The 18,664-nt window shown below is 61.4% G+C and carries 10 protein-coding genes; 7 read left to right on the top strand and 3 right to left on the bottom strand.

The genetic code is table 11. The annotated features are described in order from the left end of the window. Positions 1–216 precede the first annotated feature (216 nt). Positions 217–2,649, top strand: coding sequence for an MMPL family transporter (locus HMPREF2912_RS02365; RefSeq protein WP_070683144.1), 2,433 nt, complete (start codon positions 217–219; stop codon positions 2,647–2,649). Between the two features lie 6 nt (positions 2,650–2,655). After that, entirely contained in the window at positions 2,656–3,939 is a 1,284-nt protein-coding gene (gene tgt, locus HMPREF2912_RS02360; protein ID WP_070533844.1) for a tRNA guanosine(34) transglycosylase Tgt, read from the top strand. Here the strand turns inward: tgt and HMPREF2912_RS02355 are convergent. The 3 genes from HMPREF2912_RS02355 to HMPREF2912_RS02350 form a co-directional block, all read right to left on the bottom strand. Further along, positions 3,927–4,655 carry a sortase family protein gene (locus HMPREF2912_RS02355; protein WP_070683143.1) on the bottom strand — a complete coding sequence of 243 codons (729 nt, stop codon included), beginning with the start codon at positions 4,653–4,655 and terminating at the stop codon, positions 3,927–3,929. The two genes, tgt and HMPREF2912_RS02355, sit on opposite strands and share 13 nt — an antisense overlap. Further along, on the bottom strand, positions 4,648–4,812 hold the full coding sequence (locus tag HMPREF2912_RS12960; RefSeq protein ID WP_154762325.1) for a DUF6290 family protein: 165 nt from the start codon (positions 4,810–4,812) through the stop codon (positions 4,648–4,650). The genes HMPREF2912_RS02355 and HMPREF2912_RS12960 overlap by 8 nt, the downstream gene beginning before the upstream one ends. Before the next feature lie 115 nt (positions 4,813–4,927). Further along, a complete protein-coding gene (locus HMPREF2912_RS02350; protein WP_070564234.1) occupies positions 4,928–5,662 on the bottom strand; it encodes a queuosine precursor transporter in 735 nt (244 codons plus the stop codon). 439 nt (positions 5,663–6,101) lie between these two features. On the opposite strand from HMPREF2912_RS02350, the gene HMPREF2912_RS13150 reads away from it, so the two are divergent. The 5 genes from HMPREF2912_RS13150 (at position 6,102) to HMPREF2912_RS02325 (ending at position 18,663) form a co-directional block, all read left to right on the top strand. Further along, positions 6,102–6,737 carry a hypothetical protein gene (locus HMPREF2912_RS13150; protein WP_246816451.1) on the top strand — a complete coding sequence of 212 codons (636 nt, stop codon included), beginning with the start codon at positions 6,102–6,104 and terminating at the stop codon, positions 6,735–6,737. After that, entirely contained in the window at positions 6,737–9,631 is a 2,895-nt protein-coding gene (locus HMPREF2912_RS02340) for a vWA domain-containing protein (protein WP_070683142.1), read from the top strand. Before HMPREF2912_RS13150 ends, HMPREF2912_RS02340 begins: the two co-directional genes overlap by 1 nt. A gap of 70 nt (positions 9,632–9,701) precedes the next feature. Next, entirely contained in the window at positions 9,702–13,367 is a 3,666-nt protein-coding gene (locus HMPREF2912_RS02335) for a tubulin-like doman-containing protein (RefSeq protein ID WP_070683141.1), read from the top strand. Further along, entirely contained in the window at positions 13,367–16,204 is a 2,838-nt protein-coding gene (locus HMPREF2912_RS02330) for a hypothetical protein (protein ID WP_070683140.1), read from the top strand. The genes HMPREF2912_RS02335 and HMPREF2912_RS02330 overlap by 1 nt, the downstream gene beginning before the upstream one ends. 23 nt (positions 16,205–16,227) lie before the next feature. Next, on the top strand, positions 16,228–18,663 hold the full coding sequence (locus HMPREF2912_RS02325; RefSeq protein WP_070683139.1) for a SaeA-related protein: 2,436 nt from the start codon (positions 16,228–16,230) through the stop codon (positions 18,661–18,663). Position 18,664 lies beyond the last annotated feature (1 nt).

Genomic DNA, 18,664 nt, shown 5'->3' with positions numbered 1-18,664 from the left:
TAGTACACCAGTTCGCTGCGAAGGATCTGCTGGTCTTTACTGCCGGTACCCCCGCTTGGAATGATTCTTTTCGCGGCGCTTTCATCTCATCCTGGTGCCCAGCTGGGCGTGCGATACCGTTAGGGCTTCACAGCCCAACTGGTTAAACTGGTGCACATTCATGTCCACCACCAAAGCTTCCGCGAGCAATAATCGCGCATGTGAAGGGGAATTTCCGTGGCAAAGCTGCTTTACCACCTAGGCCGCTGGTCTTACATCAACCGATGGAAGGTCATCATCGCCTGGATCTTCATCGTGGCGGCTGCAGGCGGAGCGACCTTGAGCTTGATGAAACCGATGACCACGGAGTACTCCATCAGCGGCACGCCCGCTATTGATGCCACCCGCCGCGCGGTGGAGCTCTTCCCGGAGAACGGTAACCCGGCCAATGCGCCGTCGGTCAACCTCGTCTTCAAGGCCCCGGAAGGGCAGAAGCTCAGCGATCCGCAGAACAAAGAAGCTGTCGAGGATGTGGTGCACCACATTGCTGAAGGCCTTGATATCCCAGAGGGCAGCCAGCAGCGCTGGGGTAACCCGCTCGACGTATCGCCAGCACTTCAGCAGCAGGTCATCGAACAGTTCACCTCCATGGGCTTGCCGGAAGAGACCGCACGGGCAGATGCCGATAACCTCGCCATGGTCAATGCTGATGAGACCATCGCCTACACCACCTTCGACTTCGATGCGGAAAGCCCCTATTCGGTAGACCCCGCGGATAAAGACGTGGTCCATGAGGCCATGGACATCGGCCGTGCGGCGGGTCTGGAAGTAGAGGCCGGCGGCGCGGGCTTCGGTGATGAAATCCAGGTCAACTCGATTTCTGAGGTCATCGGCCTGGCCGTAGCGTTTATCGTCCTCATTATTACCTTCGGTTCGCTGGCCTCCGCGGGCATGCCGCTCATCTCCGCTGTCGTGGGCGTGGGCCTGGGCGCGATGGGTGTCATGATCGCTACCCACTGGATTGAGCTCAACAACCTCACCCCGGTGCTGGCCGTCATGATTGGCCTGGCCGTGGGCATCGACTACGCGCTGTTCATCATGTCGCGCTACCGGCAGGAGCGCTCCCGCATGGATGGGCCGGATGCCGCCGGCATGGCCGTTGGCACAGCGGGTTCCTCGGTTGTCTTTGCCGGCGCGACGGTCTTCATCGCGCTCTTCGCGCTGCTCGTAGCGCGCATTAGCTTCCTCACCGCCATGGGCCTGGCCGCTGCGGGCACGGTCTTCATGGCCGTGCTCGTGGCGCTGACCTTGGTGCCCGCGATGCTGGGCCTGCTCGGTGATAAGGCCTTCGCCGGGCGGATCCCTGGCGTGGCCGGCAACCCCACGAAGCGCCGCCCGCGCCGCACGAAAGCAACGATGGGCAACCGTTGGGTGCGCACGGTTCAGCGCGCCCCTGGCATCGTCATGGCCTTGGTGGTGCTCGGCCTCGGAGCGTTGACCGCCCCGGTCCTGCACATGGAGCTGGCCCTGCCGGCGGATACCACCTCCAACCCGGATACCACCCAGCGCAAGGCGGCGGACCTGCTCTCCGAAGGCTTTGGTCCCGGCATCAACGGCCCCTTCCTGGTGATCGTGGATGGCGCCAATGCCAACCCGGAATCCGCGGCGCTACAGCCCTATATCCAGGGCCAAGAAGGCGAAGAAGATGAGCAGAAGAAGGCCGCGCTTTCCTCCTTCATCTATTCCGTACAGCGCCTCAACCAGGTGGGCGGCGTTAAGCACGCCCAGCTGGTGGGCGTGAGCAAAGACATGAAGTCCGCGCAGATCATGGTCAGCCCCACCACAGCGCCGACGGATGAGGCCACGATTGGCACCGCCTCCGCCTTGCGCACGGCTAGCGCGGAGCTGGAGGATGCCACCGGCGCCGAGATCGGCATGACGGGCCTGACCGCGGTGCAGCTCGATATCACCGAGCGCCTTGAAGGGGCCATGGGGCCATACCTCGCCATCGTGGTGGGCCTGGCCATTATCTTGCTCTTGGCGGTGTTCCGCTCCATCTTGGTCCCGTTGGTCGCGGGCCTGGGCTTCCTGCTTTCCGTCGGCGGCGCTTTCGGCCTGACCGTGCTTGTGTGGCAGGACGGCCTCACCGGCCTGGTGCCCGCGCCGGGCCCGCTGATTTCCTTCATGCCCATCTTCCTCATCGGCGTGACCTTCGGCCTGGCCATGGACTATCAGGTCTTCCTGGTCACCCGCATGCGCGAGCATTTCTCCCGCTTCCCGCAGGGCAGCGGCGGGCAGTACAGCAAGTACAACGCCAACGACGAGGCCACCATCGCCGGCTTTACCGCCGGTGCCCGCGTGGTCACCGCCGCGGCCATCATCATGATTTCCGTCTTCGTGGCGTTTATCAGCCAGCCCCTGCCCTTCATCCAGATTTTCGGCTTCGCGCTGGCGGCGGGCGTGCTTTTCGATGCCTTCTTAGTCCGCATGTCGCTTGTCCCCGCCACGATGTTCCTCATGGGTCACACCACCTGGTGGATGCCGAAGTGGCTGGACAAGCTGATCCCGCAGCTGGATATCGAGGGCACCGCACTCGAGGAAGAATGGGAGCGCAAACACGCGGCAGCATCCCGTGAAGCAGAGGATAAGGCAGCGCAGCCCGTAGAATAGTTCCCTATGACTCACCCTAAGCCGCAGCTTGAGACCGATCTTTCCTTCGACGTGAAGAAGGAGCTGGACTTGAGCGGTCCAGCACAACCGGGAAAGCACGGCCGCACCGGCGTTATCCATACCCCGCACGGTGATATCCAAACCCCGGCCTTCATCCCGGTGGCCACCAAGGCCACGGTGAAAACGCTGACCCCGGAACAGATCCGGGCCACCGGCGCCCAAGCCATCCTGTCCAACGCCTATCACCTTTACCTGCAGCCGGGCCACGACATCGTGGATGAGGCCGGTGGCGTGGCTACCTTCGAGAACTGGCACGGGCCGACCTATACCGACTCGGGCGGATTCCAGGTCATGTCCCTGGGCGTGGGGTTCAAGAAGGTCCTGGCCATGGACGTGGCGGAGCTGACGGATTCTGATATCCGTGCGGCGAAGAAGGAACGCATGGCACAAGTGGATGAGGACGGTGTGGACTTTAAGTCCGTCATCGACGGCTCCTCCCACCGCTTTACCCCGGAGGTCTCCATGCAGATTCAGCATGGCCTGGGCGCGGACATCATGTTTGCCTTCGATGAGCTCACCACCCTGGTGGATACCCGCACGTACCAGGAGGAATCCGTGGAGCGCACGCGCCGCTGGGCGCAGCGCTGCCTGGATGAGCACGACCGCTTGACGCTTGCTCGCGGTCCGCAGAAGCCGCGCCAGTCCCTGTGGGGCGTGGTGCAGGGTGCGCAATACGAGGACCTGCGACGCCAGGCCGCGCGCGGGCTGGTGGAGCTTTCCGATCGCGCCGAGGCGAATGGCCGTCGCGGCTTCGGAGGCTTCGGCATCGGTGGCGCGTTGGAGAAGGAGAATCTGGGAACGATTGTGGGCTGGGTGTGCGATGAGCTGCCCGTCGATAAGCCCCGGCACCTGCTGGGCATTTCCGAGCCGGATGACTTGTTCACCGCGGTGGAGGCGGGTGCGGATACCTTCGACTGCGTGGCGCCGACCCGCCTGGCGCGCCGCGGTGGCGTCTACACCCTCGATGGACGCCTCAACCTCACTAATGCGCGTTTCAAGCGCGACTTTGCTGGCGTGGACGAGGAATTCGGCGGTTACGTCTCGGAGAACTATTCCCGTGCCTACATCCACCACCTGCTCAAGGCCAAGGAATTCCTAGCGGGCACGCTGTGCACCATCCACAACCTGGAGTTCATGATCCGCTTGGTGGATAACATCCGGGCGTCGATCGACGGCGGCTATTACGAGGCCTACCGCGATGAATTCCTGGGGCGCTATTACGCCAAGTGACCGGTGACGATGACGTTGTACTCCAAGTCAGTAGCGCCGTCGACAGCGCAGGCAATGAGTACGATGCGCCCGGGAACCTCGGTATTCATCAGGTCCGCGTCGCTTCCTAGCTGTTCCTTGCCCACCAGGAAAGCGTTATCGACAACCCATTCGCGCCCGGCACCACCCTCAGAGGTCATGCGGATGTGGGAGCCGTTGAGGATGGGCGTCGCAAAGCGCTGCACGTGCGCCCCGTCGAGGCCCTCCACAGTGGTGGGGTTGCTCAGGTCCACGTCGGCGGTGACCACCTCGGAGAAGGGGTTGAACACCAGTTTCTGCTGGCCCCAGGCATGGCCCAAGACGTAGGTGGTGCCCTGTTCTGCTGTGGCGGGTGGCTCACCCCAGTCTTGCACCCAGCGCACCATGGTCTCCTGTGGCCCAGCGGGGTTGAGGGGCAGGACGAAGGGCATCGAGTCATAGGTCGCGCCCGTGATGGTGGCCGGGCCATCCATCTCAAACGTGCCGGTCAGTGCGGGTGCTGGGCCCTCATTGAGCGGGGGAGGGGTGGGCGCTGCGCTTGGCGACGCCTTACTGCTCACCGTCGTCGTTTCCGGTGCCGCGTGGCTCGTCGTTGCGGACGACGTGGTGACTTCCTCTGTACCCGAGCACGCCACAAGGTTGAAGGCTGTGGCCAGGCCAAGGATGGGGAGGAGGGAAGTTTGTAGATGCTTATGCATCGTCGATGTCCTTTAAGACCTCATCAAGATTAAACCGCTCGCCAGAATCCTCTGCCATTGCTGTGCGCAGTTCCTGAAGGTCGTAGTAGTCTTCGACCCGTTCCAAAAGTGCTGCACGGGCTGAAGCAGATTTCGGACGGCCTTCACATGCAGCCATTTATTCTCCTTTGCTCCTGTGAATGCATCGTATTACGCAAGTTGGGTGAAGGGAAGAGAGAAATAGACCCCCTCAGCACAGTGCGTGCCAAGGGGGAATTCGGGACGGGTCGCTGCTACTTAGACGGCGCTGTCGTAGGGGTGTCGGCCTCGGCGATAGGTGCGTAATCCTCGCGGCGCTTAACCCAGGAGATAACCAGCGTGGTCAGCGGAAGCATGATGACCTCGCAGGCGGTCTTCCAGAGGAAGCCCACGATGACGTAGTTCAGGAAGCCACTGAAGGAATCGATGCCGATGACGGGTGCTGCGATGGCGCAGAACAGCAGGGTGTCGCCGAATTCGCCGACGACGGTGGAAGCAACAAGGCGGCCAATGAGGCCCTTTTCGCCGGTGCGGGCCTTCATCTTCACCAAGGTGAAGGAATTGAGCAGCTGGCCCACGAGGTATCCGGCTAGGGAGGCGGCGAGAATCTGCGGCACGAGGCCGAGGGTTGCTTCGAAAGCTTCTTGGCCTTCGTAGAAATCAGCCGCGGGCAGCCAGATTGCAATGTAGAAGGAAACCGCGGCCAAAAGAGCCATGGCAAAACCGATATAAACGGCGCGGCGGGTGGACTTGAAGCCGTAGCACTCGGAGAGGACATCGCCCACGATGTAGGCGAGGGGGAAGAGGAAGAAGGCGCCATCGGTGATGAGTGGGCCGAGTTGGACGCCCTTCGTGGCGTTGATGTTCGAGATGAGGAAGGTAACGACGAACACCGAGACCAGCCACGGGTACAAAGTGGAATGTACCGGGATGAATCGGATGCTCTCGCCACCGTTTGTGGTGGTTGCGGTTGCCGATTGAGTTGTCATGGCACAGCATTTTTCCACGAATCTAGGGGAACTAGAAATAGGGAGTTTCATTCGGTTCACGTGGGGAGCACTCCCTTGCCCGGCGGTTCCTTGGGAAAAGGCAGCGGAACGGGTTGTTTCTTTGCCGTGGTTCCAGCGTTTCGCCCATCAAAATCTGCAAACTGGGCAGAAAAAATGCACGTAGTATGGCATTCTTTTGCTTGCAGTGTTTTCGTGTTCCCTGAACGTTTCCTGTCTATTGTGCCGCGGTGCGTGCTCGAAGAGATTCGGGGCGTTCGAAGTCCGAGGTTCGTGACGGGCATGTCGTGTCAGGGGGTGCGGCTACCTTGGTTTCTAGTCCTTAGAGCTTTCCGGCTGATCTTCTACCTTCTGCGTCGCTAGATGGGGGAGGCACCAGGTTTGCCGGTGGCCCAACTTCGTACAAGGGAAGGTCATCGATATGACGTTTGGTTCCCCAGGCTCCTCACCACAGTTTGGCGGGCGCCCGCCCCAAGGTGCTAACCGGCCAGGTACAGGATCCGCGCCTGGTTCTGGCTCCGGGTTTGGCTCGCCCACTGGGGCTGGGGGCTTCGGCGGTTTTGGCGCCCCGAATCCTTCCCAGAATCCTGCGCAGAAGCCCTCTCTGGGTTTTAACTCCGGTTCGGGCGCGGGCGGCTCCTTTGGCGCGCCGGGCTCGCCGGATGGTTTCGGTGATTCCTCGCCCGCGCCGGATTACCGCCGTCAGGTGGCAACACCGACGAGCCCAACGAAGGGGCCGTGGCCGCTGCTCATTGCCGCTGGCGTATCCGCGGTCATCGCGCTGATCCTGTTGATTCTTGCGCCGCTGCTCGCCGCTCCGACGGAAGGCCTTTTCTTCGGCCTGGCAATCGGGGGATGGCTCTTGGCTGGAATCGTGTCCTTCATCCTCTTGGGCCTGTACACGCTGAAGAACACGCAGCGCCAGGCTGAGACCTTTTATATTGAGGATACGACGCAAACCTTGCTCTACCGCGTCATTATGGGTGGAAGCTTTGTCCTTGTCATTGTCGCTGCGGTGGAAATCGCCTTCTACGTAGGAAAGGCGGTTGGCGCCTAATGAAGAAACTCACTCGTGCACTTGCCCTATCCGCGGCGGTGACTATCGCTGGATTCGGTGGCAGCTTAGGCGCGGTAGCGCAGGACGCTCCGCCGCCTCCGGAAGCCCCTGCGGCCCCTGAAGCCCAGCCGGAAGAAAGCCCTGAGGGAATCGGTTCCGAATCCTCGCTCTCTGAGGTTTCACAAAAGAACCTGTCCGATTTCGGCTCCTGTATTGCCAGCGAGAAGTCTGCGGACCTGCTTTTTGTTCTTGACCAATCAGCGTCGTTGGTGGGCTATGAAGGCTCTCAGCCGACGGACGCCGATGCCTTCCGCGTCGATGCCACGGGGGACATCGTGAAGCAGCTGGCACACCTCGGGGAAGATAACGGCGCAGACATCAACGTGAAACTCGCTGGCTTTGGTTCTGACTATTACAGCGATCCGGCTGAGTACGGCGGGTGGACCAATGTCTCCGGAAACGGTGATGCCCTGCAGGGGGAGTTGGACAAGTTCCGCAAGGAGGACCGCGTAGCGGACCTCGAAACCAACTACGGCGCGGCTTATAAAGGCGCGTTAAAGGAACTGGCGTCTCACCAAGGAAGTAGCTGCCGCGGCATCGTGTTCTTTACCGATGGCAAGTACTACACCGACGCCGAGGCCAACGATCTCCAGGGTGCACAGGACAAGCTGTGTGAGGTCAATTCCTCTGTCACCGCCTTCCGTAACTCCAATATCCGCCTCTTTAACGTGGGACTCGTTCCGGCGGCGGAAGCCCAGGACCAGGTCCGCCAGCTCACCCGCATGGCGGAGGGGGAAGACTGCGGCCAGGGTGCGCCGAATGGTGCATTCTTCGACGCGGGTGAGGACCCGGCAGCACTGTTCGCGGCCTTCCGTAACCTCATCCCCACCTCGGGTGGTGTAACCAAGGACGGCAACTTCAAAGACCAGTTTGATTTCGTCCTCGATGACTCCGTATCCCCTGTGCGTTTGTCAGCAGTACCGAAGAACTCGGTGGGTGAGGACGATCTCATCCCAACTCTGACGGGCCCCGATGGCGAAACCGTGGAACTCAAGCCGGATACCACAAGCGTCGCTGGTGCGAAGGTCTCCGTGACGGAGAACAACAAGCTGCCGGGCATGGTTGATATCGCGATGGAAAAGGACGGCGATTCCTGGGCAGGCGCGTGGACTTTTGGCTACAAGGTGGCAGAGGGGACCGAAGGCGAGTACCTCGCATCCGTTGTCATGGTGCCGGGCCTTAACCTGGACCTCAAGACGGAAGATGGCGCCAAGGTAGAAGGCGGCATCAACTCTGACCAGGTTTTGAAGGGACAGTTGGTCGATGGCCACGGCGAGCCCCGTGCGCTGGAGGGCCAGGGAACCCTTCATGCGGAGTTCGTGCCGGAGGATGGTTCCCCGGTTACCCTCGTGGACAATGCCCCCATCACCGATGGGCAGCCAGTAGACATTCCGCTGGAGAAGGTGGAAAACGCAGCATCCGGTCAGCTCGTGACCCGCGTGGAAATCACCACCAAGGACACAGGTGAGCGCCCGGGTTCGAAGCTGGACCCCATCAACGCGGAAACGCCGCTGACGGTTACCCCGGTCAATATGCCGACTGTGGGCTCGGCGCAGACGATCACCATGACGGAGAAAGAAGTTACTGTCGACGTCCCGGTGACCGGCCCCGGCAAGGTATGGGTAGCAGACCAGACCGTGGATTCCGCTGACGGGATGCTCCCCTCGGGAGTTCCTGCCGTTGCGGTGAGTTCCAAGCACAACTCGGAGGATTCCGCGCTGGAGCTCTCCAAGGACGAAAAGGCGACCATCCCGGTGACGTTGAGCGTTGAAGAGATGGCGGATGGCCCGCTGCGCGTGGATCCGGTGATCAACCTGCAGTCTGCTGAGGATAACCAGCAAATGGAGCTGCCGCTGACGCTGCAGGGTTCCATGACTGCGCCACTGAGCAAGTCCGCTTTCGGCCTCTCCTTTGTCCTCGCGGTGTTGCTTGCGCTGCTGATTCCGCTGGCCATCTTGTACCTCATGAAGTGGGTTAGCGGCCGTATTCCGGAAAAGCCCCGAATGTTTGCGAAGACCATCCCGGTACGCCGCGAGGGCGCTAACCTCGTGCGCACCGACAATGGCCGCCCGTTCGCGGTGTCCAAGGAAGAGTTCCAGGGCGCTGTTCCGGTAGAGACCACCGGACGCTCTGCTCGCTTGGGCAGCAACGATGCCAAGGTAAAGATGGGGCTGAGCCCGTTTACCGCCGCCTACGTGGAGGTCCAGCGCGATGGCACTATTTCCGGCAAGGGTAAGAAGTCCGGCTACCGGGCAGTTCTGCCGCTTGCGGTGCAGAACACGTGGTTCTTCGTGGGCAACGAGAAGGACCGCGATTCCGGTGAGATTGTCATGACCATCGATACGCTGGCCCAGGCCAGCGCGTATGACGAGATGTCGAAGGAGATCAGCCGCCAGGCCCTGCAACTCTTTGACCAAGTCGAATTCCCTGCCGAGAAGCCCGACAAGGCACAGACACCGCCGCAGTCCGGCCAACCGGGGCAGCCGGTCCAGCAGAACCAGCCTGGCTCCCAGCCGCCGAGCGGTCCGCCGCCGCAACGTGGACCGCAGCAGGGTGCTCCGCAACCTGGTGGATTCGGCCAGTCCCAGCCTTCCGGCCCGTCACCTCACGGCCAGCAAGGGCGTGCGAACGGGCCGGGAAGCCCCGGCTTCGGCGGAACGCCAAACGTTGGCGGTGGCACCGGGGTTGGCGGTGGCACTGGCTTTGGTGGGGGCTCTGGCTTTGGTGGGGGCTCTGGCTTTGGGCAACCAGGCCAGCAGCGCCCGGGTAATCCTGGTAACCCTGGTACCAACGGCGGCTGGCCCCCAAGCCCGGGTTTCGGCTCCCGGGGCTAAGCCGGTAGAGCAGTACACAACAGCCATAAACAGCACAGAAGCGAACCTCCCCTTCGAAAGGTAGTTAAAGATGAAGAAGTTCCTCGTCGTCGGTTGCGGTGGCTCCGGCGCCAAGACACTGGCGTTCATGATGGATCAGCTCAAGGCCGAGCTGCGAAGCATTGACCCGGACATGACCGAGCTGCCCAAGGCATGGCAGTTCGTCAACATCGACGTGCCGCTCGAAGAGGAGGCTGGACCGCAGAAGCTGCCGAATGTAACCCAAAACGGTGGCCACTACGTGGGCATTGGTGCGCGCCAGAACTACAACTCCTTCGACGAAGGCGTGTCCAGCACCCTGGGCCGTGCCGGCAAGCTCGGTGAGATTGCAACGTGGGCCACGCGCAACCCCTCCACCAACGACGTGAAGCTGGCTGATGGTGCCGGCCAGTATCGCGCGATTGGCCGCATGCTGACGCTGCCGAATCTCAAGAAGATCCGCCAGTCGCTTAAGGAAGCGGTGGACGAGATGTTCACGCAGGAGGCGATCCAGGAGCTCAACCGTCTTAACTACAAACAGACCAAGCTGGATTCTGATACCGGTGATTCCCAGCCGGTTGTCCTCGTTGTCTCCTCCATGGCGGGTGGCGCGGGCGCCTCGATGTTCCTGGATGTGTGCCGCGTGCTCACTACCATCCCGAACGTGAACCCGCAGGGCACCCTCATCTTCATGTACACCCCGGAGATCTTCGCCGATAACAAGGCGGATGACATGGCCGGTGCATGGCCGAACTCGCTGGCCATGTTCGGTGAGGTCGTCGCCGCGCAAATGGGTAATGCCTACGAGCATGACCGCGCCATCTTCGAGGCCTTCGACATGGGCACCCCGCCGGAGGGGCAGACCTTCGGCCGTATTTTCCCCATCGGTTCCAAGATGGGCACCACCAGCGCTCGCTTCGGCGATGGTTCCGCCATGTCCATCTATCGCGGCCTGGGCCGCGCGTTGGCGGGGTTGATGGCTTCCACCAAGGCCAGCGATAACCTCGTGTCCTACGCGCTGACCAATACTCCGGCCGGTGACGGCGGCCGCCGCTTTTTCGGCTGGGATCGCCCAGACGGGACGCCGTGGGGTCGCCTGCCCTGGGGTTCGCTGGGTTATGCCCAGGTTTCGATGGGCCGCGACCGCTTTGCCGAATACTCTTCCCAGCGTCTGGCCCGCAGCGCCTTCGAGCGCCTCTTCAACGGGCACCTCGACCCGCAGAACCCCGAGGCCGGCGAGATGCAGATTGCTAAGAAGCTGGAGGAGCGTCTGCCCAATGCCTTTAGCTCTATGACGCTTGATCCCTCCTGGGCACAAGGCGGCCAGATTGATAGCGGCACCGTGTGGAATTGGCTCAACAGCGTCTTTGGTGGCCAGGCCCAGCAGGCCGCGGATAGTGCTGCGAAGCACCTGCAGAACTTCATTCCGGTGGGCCAGGGCCGTAACGTCAACGAATGGCGTGAAGAGTTCGAGGGCAACATGGCCGATCCTCGCAATGAACAGGCCATCGCATCTGTTCTGAACAATGCCGCCTATGACATTGTTTACCGCTACGCCAACTTCTTCAGCGATGGTGTCCTCGCCACCGTGGAGTCGGAGCTCGCTGCGGTGGGCGTGCCCTATGTGCGCGAGATGCTCTCCAAGATCACGGACGTGCTCACCAACTCCGACCGCCTCCTGCCGCGCCTGGCTGAGTACTCCGGCTACTACCAAAACACCCGCGTGCTGGCGAAGCCAGAAGGCGCGGACCCTATCCTCAGCCCGTTGACCGGCAAGGGCCAGATGACGGACCCGACTCCTACGGTCAATGCTCTGATGGGCCTGTACTTCAACCAGTTCTACAGCTACGCCCTCATGGCCATTGCTCACCTGCTCAAGGATGTCCTGCAGGACTACGCCGATGAGAACCTCTTCCACCTCAAGCGCGAGCTGGGAGATGCCCACGCGGTGCTTGAGAAGGCCGTGTCGAAGCGCCCGGAGACCAACAAGTTGGCTGACGTCCGCACTGACGAGGTCAACTCGTGGCCGACGGAGCTCGATGAGGTCGTGGAAACCCGCTTCAAGGGCGCCGAGAACGAAATCATGCTGACCGACGTCAACAGCTTCATCTCGGACTACCGTGACCAGATGCTGCGTACCATCCAGGGCCAGCAGTCCACCTCGGATGTCACTAACTACGAGCAGGCTTATCCTTTCGCGGTGCGTGCGGTCATCCGCGGTGAATGGGAATCGCTCGATGCGGCCCAGGCGCCGAATGACACCCTGGCCCCGCAGAAGCGCACCAATGATGCTTACTCCAACCGTGCTGGCTGGGTGTCCAAGTACCTCTCGCGCCATCCGCAAAGTGGTGAATCCCGCGAATCCCAGCGCGCGCACTACCGCGCCAAGATTCGCCCAACTGATTTGCTGGAGCGCTCGCGCCAGTGGATTAACCGCCGTGATTATGAGTTCCAGAAGTTCAACTCGGTGGATCTGCGCCGCTACCTCACCCTTACCCCGGATATCAACGAGGTCGAGCACGCGCAGCGTCAGCGCCGGTTCGTCGAGGCTTTCCAGCTGGCCCTGAGCTATGCCCGCCCCTTGGCTGCCGTCAACGATGACATGGTTCAGCGTATCCACGGCAAGTCCGTGCAGTACACCTACTCCTTCTCCGATATCCCGTTTGCGGAGCTGGGTTCTGCGGAGACCGGCATTGCCTCCCAGCTGGAGTCGGTGCTTAGCCGCCCGGAGATTGACGGGCCTTCCACGGTGGCTCTGCGCAACTCGCTGAACATGTCAGACCACGTTCAGCACATCGAGATCTTCGGTTCCTACCCCAACTACTCGCCGATCGTCTTCTCGTCCATGTTTAACTACATCGCCAAGGACATCGAGAAGCAGGACAATTTCGACGGTTCCTGGTGGTCGGAGCGCCGCACCCGCCCGCTGCCAGCAGCCCTGCCGCTGACGAAGACGGAGCGCCAGGCCATGGTGGCCGGCTGGATCATCGGACGCATTACCGGCCGCGTTTACATCTCCAACGCCGATGCAGCCAACGCAGCGGCCCACATCTTCGATGACACGGATGGCGGCGTGAATGGATGGGTTGATTTCCCAGACCCGCTGCTTATCTCGCCGCGCCGCATGATCAAGAAGTCTGACTGGATGCCTTCGGTTCTGGAGTCCATCTTCATCGCCTACGCGAAGGTGCAGGAAACCGGACACTATGGTTTTGCCTCTTCGCTCTACCCATACCAGCTGTTGCGCGGGCTTTTCGACGACGGCCTAGACTTCGCCCACTCCGGTGCGTCCACGCACCCGGTGGTCCACCGCCTCGCGCAGTTCTTGGCATCCGGTGAAGCCCCGAACCGTGGTGTTATGGGTACCTCCATCCAGGACCGCTACGAATCCTTCGTGGAGGAGCTGGATAAGTTCGCCCGCGGCGCAGATCACTTCGTGCCGGGCCACACCAACTCCTTGCCGGGACAGGGACGTAAGGAAAAGCCCTTTGCGGAGGTACGCTCCCGCGAAGTCGCCTCGCATACGCCGTACTACCGTGACTTGGCGCTAGACGTCATCGAGATGGTCCCGGTCATCCGCAACTACCTGAATCAGGCCAAAACGGTGGCGGAGAACCCCGTCGCCCAGCCTGCCCCGCAGGTGCGCAGCTCCGATTCTGGCTTTGGCCAGGACCTCGCTCCGGAATTCAACCTCAACGACCTGGATGACACCTTCTAATGACGAACGTAATTATTTTCGGACACGGCGCCACCGCGGATGACATCCGCTCCCGCCTTTGTGACTTGCGTGCGGTCGGCCTGCTGCAGGACTTCCTCTGGATCGACTATGCCCACCCCACCAGTGGAGCTGTTGTGCGCTCCTTTACGGAGGAGGGCACGGCGCGCTTGTCGACGCTCGACGAGGCCCTCCGCAGCTTCAGCGGGGACGTCCTCCTCGCCACCATTGACCCGATGGATGCGGAACAACCGCAGGACGTCGACAAGCTCACGGAGTGGGTCGGGGCCGTCGACCAGCGCCTGATTCAGGCCTCCAACCTGCGCGTGCGCCTGTTGTTGTCAGCCCTTCCGCGCGAGAGCGTGGACATCGCGCCGCTGCAGGGCTGGAGCAACCTCGTGCTCTCCCCAGAAGAGGGCGGGACCCCGGCCTCCTCGCGCATTCGCCCGATCAAGCGCACCGCAGATGGCTTCGAGCTTGCCCAGTTCGCAGCCCCGGCCGTAGCCAGCATCTTTGGTTTATGGCGCGGGATGCCCGAGCCGGCCGTGTTGGATCCAGAAACTCACCGCGTCATCGAAACAGGCGACCGGCAGCGCTTCCGTCTGGTGCGCGCCTTCCACCGCACCATCGATGCCAGTGATATCGAGGACAAGGTCAGGAAGGCCGTTTTCGATCCCAGTCAGCGCTTGCCGCAGCCGCAGGTCAATAACATTTCGCGCGCCGTGCACTACGCCAATCCGGAACAGCTGACGGATCAGTGCGCTCAGATGTTCATCAACCAGGAGATTTCCCCGTTGGTGAGCGCTCCGACCGCTTATGAGGAGCTGCAATCTCACAAGGTCAGCGGCTGGGCGGCGCTGAAGGATAATCTGCGCCTGTACTGGTCTACTGTGGTGGGCAAGCCGCAGGATTGGGTCGAGGGCCAGCGCGGTGCGATGAACAAGAACGCCGCCACCTTCCTGCAGAAGATGCTCTATGGCCAAGACTCCAGCGTGGAGGTTGTCTTGGCTGGGCACTCCGGCAAGGGCAGTGGCGCAACGAGCGTCGACGAGCTGCGCCAAGCCAGTGAGCACACCATGCGAGTCGCCCGGGAGCAGCACTTTTCCTTGGGCCAGGAACCGCAGCTCTCGCGCACGTGGGAGGCCTACCACGACTACGCACTGGGGCTTGTCGACGGTTCCTGGCGCGACAGCATCGATACCAAGGGCCTGCGCAATAACCAGGGCAACATGTACATCGTGCAGTACGGTGGCCAGTCCGTGCAGGATGTCAGCGCTTCTTTTGAGGGCTTCCATCCGCTCATGACCAGCACGTTGGGCTATACGCACGAGTCCCAAGCAACCGTCGCGCCTTTCGATCCGGTGGGCGCTGAGCGTTTTGCCGCCGACATCGAGTACACCAGCCAGCAGACCCGCAATGAAGCGGTCAGCCGCAAGAAGCACGAGTTTGCCTCCTGGCGAGCGAAGAACAGCACCACCTTCGCGTGGAAGGTAGGCCAGGGCCTCTGGGATAAGCTGGGGCACGCCCAGCAGAAGTACCGCGACGCGCACGCCAAGGCGCGCGAGCTGCAAGAACTGGCCAATAGTTTCCAGGCGCGTGATTTCAACGCGGAGAACAAAGCACTGACCCGGAAGCTGCGCACGATGTGGATCGTCCTCTTCGTGGTGCTTGCCCTGATGACCTACATGGTGGCTGGCCGCTATAACCCGGACTTGCCGCTGGGTGAGTACCTGCAGTGGTTCGACTGGCCGTGGTACGTCGTGGGCATCATCGTGGTTGTTCTTCTTTTCCTCGTGTGTTCTTGGGCGGTCTTTACCAAGGCACAGCGTGAGATCTTCGACTACGTGCAGCGGCGAAAGCTGCTGAACCGCAACCAAGAGATCGCCGCGCAGAATCTGGCCACGGCCTCTGCGGAGATCTCCCGCATCTCCAACGCTTATAACCAGTTCCTGAGCTGGTCGGCGCTGTTGGGCCGCGCGATTTACGCGCCCTTTGGGCGTAAGGAAACGTCGAGCGATCACCTGCGGACGCCGCAGTCGGGTCTTCCGGAGAATGCCCGCATTGCCCAGGCCGTGCTCAACCGTGACGATGCTGTGCGCATGACGGATGAAATCCGCTCCCATATTTTCCAAACGGAGTGGGCACACCGTTCGCTTAAGTCACTGCTCGATGACATGAATGACACCTTTGAGCGCAACCGCACCGGCCACTCGGCTGTGGCCCTCAATGAGATGTGGGGAATGGCTGGCCTCGGCTCCAGCACTGCGTTGGATAACCTGTCCCGCAGCCTTGACCACCCCTACATGCAGGACCGCGATCACAAGCAGCAGGAATGGCAGAAGGTCATCACGGATCCGCGCATGACCCGCAGCTTGCAGCAATACCTCAGCCGCGTGACCTTCCGCGAGGAAGGCGGAAGTCGCGTTCAGAGCACCGCCGAGTTCCTCGACGGCATGAACCAGGAAAAGGGAGCCCTCCAGGCCTTTAGCCCGAATGCGCTTACCAGCGCCGGTGGTGCTGAAGGATATACCGAAATCGATGGCTCCCGCACGCGCATCGTCGAGGTAGACAGCCAGACTGCGTTGACCAGCCAGCTCTCGCGCTCTGTGACGGTGGTGCAGTACGGAAAGATCACTGATTTCAAGTACTTGATCCCCGACGCGGCGTCGAGTGCCCCGTCCTTTGTGAATCCTGCGGATCTTTCACTCGACGACCTGGATGACATGGACCACATGGGCTTTAAATCGCCGGTGCAGGGGGATAACCAAGGGCCGACTACGCAGCCGCCGTTTGGTCGGCCGGAGGCACCGGACCTCTCAGACCTCGACGAAACTTTCTGACGAGACCTCCTTAAGGAACGTTGATGACACACAACCCGAAACCTTCGATCACGGATATGCCGCTGAGCGAGCTTAAGTCCCTGCACCAGCTCAAGCGCGTGAGCGCCGATGATGTGCGCGCGGCCGTATCGGCGCCGTTTAGGCAGTTCGCCGAACAGATTGCCGCCGCGTATAACGGCGAAGAGGTGGCCCACCCAGAGCTGAGCGCACAGGCGCGCAACGCCGCAGTGGCCCAGGAAGAACGTGCCGCGCAGGAACGTGCCGCGCAAGAACGCGCGGCACAGGAAAAGGCAGCGCAGGAACGCGCGGCACAGGAAAAGGCAGCGCGAGCCGAAGAACAAGCCCGCCAGCGGGAACAGGCACAACGTGCCGCTGCAGCTAGTACCGCAGCAGGTGGCGTGGCGCAGGCAGGCTCCGCGCCTCAACCAGAACCGGCACAGCCAGCGGCACAGCCGCATGATTTCTTTGCCGAGTGGGAGGCACTGCAGGCCGAGGAAGAACAGAAGACCCAGGTCAACGAAGAGGACTACATCACTATCCCGGGCTTTGGGATTAAGGCGGAGTATCAGTTCCGCCAAGACCCGAACTGGGAAGCTCCCGGCATCGAATTTGAAGTTGAGGTGCCGCAAGAGGACGCGCTGGCGCAGGATTCTCACGAGGACTTTGGCTATGGCATCGAACCAGAACCGGAGCCGGAGGACAACGACCTTCGCCATCCGGTGCGCCTGTGGTGGCCCGAGCTTGAGCACTCGCCGGATGAGGTGGTGTTCTACCGGGTAGTCGCCGATGATTCAGAAATGGTGGCCTCCCCGGATGCCGGTGACACCCTCGTTTACACAAAAGGAACTGCCTACCGTGACCACACCCCGGGCGAGGCAGGTCTGCGCCACTACGCGGTGTGGGCGTATAAGGGACGGGATCTTCGCGAGCTCATCAATAGCCAACCGGTATTCATGGGAGACACGGGCGTGGTCTTCCCACCGGTGAACGTCCAGGTATCCACCATCAAGGGAGCCATCCAGGTGTCCTGGGACCTGCTACCGGGGCACTCGAGCGCCATGGTTTATGCCTGCCGGGACAGCGAGAAGGAAAAGCTCTCCCCGCGCTTCGAACAAGACGTGGATAGCAGCGGGCGCAAGGCCACCATTCCGGTGCAGGAAGCCGGGCAGACCGTCGTCATCTCGTTGCTGGGCCAAGCGGAGTTCCACGGCGCTACCGAGCAGAGCCAGGACGAAGTTGCCGTCCAGCGCTCCGTGAAACTTGCCAGCGAGCTGGAGAAGCTGGAGCTCTCACGCTGTGAGCGCCGCAGCGAATACGGACAAGACAGCATCGAAGTTGATTGGTACTCGCCCAAGACCGGCGAGGTAAAGATCTATCTGACACCCAACGCCCCGCAGGCGGACCTTCGCACGTCCGCGGTGCCAAAGACGTACGTCGAAAGTGCGCTATCGAGCGCCATCAGTGAGACCCGTGGAGTGTCTGAACCGGGCTCTTTCCAAACCACCACGGTGCCGTGGCCGCCGGATTGGTACGAGGTCTACATCACCCCGGTGAACTTTAACGACGCGGATGCCTGGGTGGGCGAATCCAAAGTGCTGCAGCGCGTGCAGTCCATTGAGGATGACCAGTTCCGTCTCATCGAGCGCGTGGACAGCCAGCTCATTACATTTGATTGGCCGAAGGGCGCGACGGCAGTGGAGTATTCCACTAATCGCGAGCACGATCAGATCCGCGAGGAGGATTACGACCTTCAAGGAGGAATCCGCCTGCACCTCGATCAGCACGGAGATACCGTGCGCCTGAAGCCTTATGCGGTCTTCGCGGGCAAACGCACTGAGGGCAATGAACGCGTGATTCAGTACGAGGGCCTGCGCCCAGTGACCTATGACTTCGAGGTTGATTACGCTCAGGGCCAGGTCGGGGTGTTCCTCTGGAGCTTGGGCAATGGCGACAAGCGCCAGTTCTCCTGCCAGGTGGTCTACCGTGCTGACCGCCTGCCGCTCTTCCCCGAAGACGGCGAGGCACTCGGCATTGTGGAGACCAACCTGCAGAGCACCACACACGTGGCTCAAGGACTGGGCCCGATGCGCGGGCAGTACCCAGATTTCACGGTGTCAGTTGGCGAGCGAATTCAACGTAGGGGATTCATCCGTCTGTTCGCCGTCGAGGGCTTTGATAGCCAGGTCGATACCTCTTTCGACAGTTTCGGCGGTGAGGACGTCTTTAGTAGTTTCTCGGAGAGCTACAGCGATGCCTCCTCCACGTTGAGTGCATTGGATAAAGCCGTGGTGGTGGAAGGCGATGTGTCTTACAAGTTGATGCTGCCCCCACCCGTGCAGAACCAAGCTCCCAGCTATGACCCGCAGTACGGCCAACAAGGATATGAGCCCAACGCTTATGACCAGCACAACTATGGCCAGGATTATTCTCAAGACCAGTACTTCCAAGGAGGCCAGTAGT

Source organism: Corynebacterium sp. HMSC056E09 (assembly GCF_001813425.1).
Classification (GTDB): Bacteria; Actinomycetota; Actinomycetes; order Mycobacteriales; family Mycobacteriaceae; genus Corynebacterium; species Corynebacterium hesseae.
This window is presented reverse-complemented; position numbering and strand designations above follow the sequence as displayed.

Excerpts from the sequence above, each read along its gene's own strand:
- tgt (WP_070533844.1), top strand. The coding sequence starts at position 2,656 with ATGACTCACCCTAAGCCGCAGCTTGAGACCGATCTTTCCTTCGACGTG.
- HMPREF2912_RS02355 (WP_070683143.1), bottom strand. The coding sequence starts at position 4,655 with ATGCATAAGCATCTACAAACTTCCCTCCTCCCCATCCTTGGCCTGGCC.
- HMPREF2912_RS12960 (WP_154762325.1), bottom strand. The coding sequence starts at position 4,812 with ATGGCTGCATGTGAAGGCCGTCCGAAATCTGCTTCAGCCCGTGCAGCA.
- HMPREF2912_RS02350 (WP_070564234.1), bottom strand. The coding sequence starts at position 5,662 with ATGACAACTCAATCGGCAACCGCAACCACCACAAACGGTGGCGAGAGC.
- HMPREF2912_RS13150 (WP_246816451.1), top strand. The coding sequence starts at position 6,102 with ATGACGTTTGGTTCCCCAGGCTCCTCACCACAGTTTGGCGGGCGCCCG.
- HMPREF2912_RS02340 (WP_070683142.1), top strand. The coding sequence starts at position 6,737 with ATGAAGAAACTCACTCGTGCACTTGCCCTATCCGCGGCGGTGACTATC.
- HMPREF2912_RS02335 (WP_070683141.1), top strand. The coding sequence starts at position 9,702 with ATGAAGAAGTTCCTCGTCGTCGGTTGCGGTGGCTCCGGCGCCAAGACA.
- HMPREF2912_RS02330 (WP_070683140.1), top strand. The coding sequence starts at position 13,367 with ATGACGAACGTAATTATTTTCGGACACGGCGCCACCGCGGATGACATC.
- HMPREF2912_RS02325 (WP_070683139.1), top strand. The coding sequence starts at position 16,228 with ATGACACACAACCCGAAACCTTCGATCACGGATATGCCGCTGAGCGAG.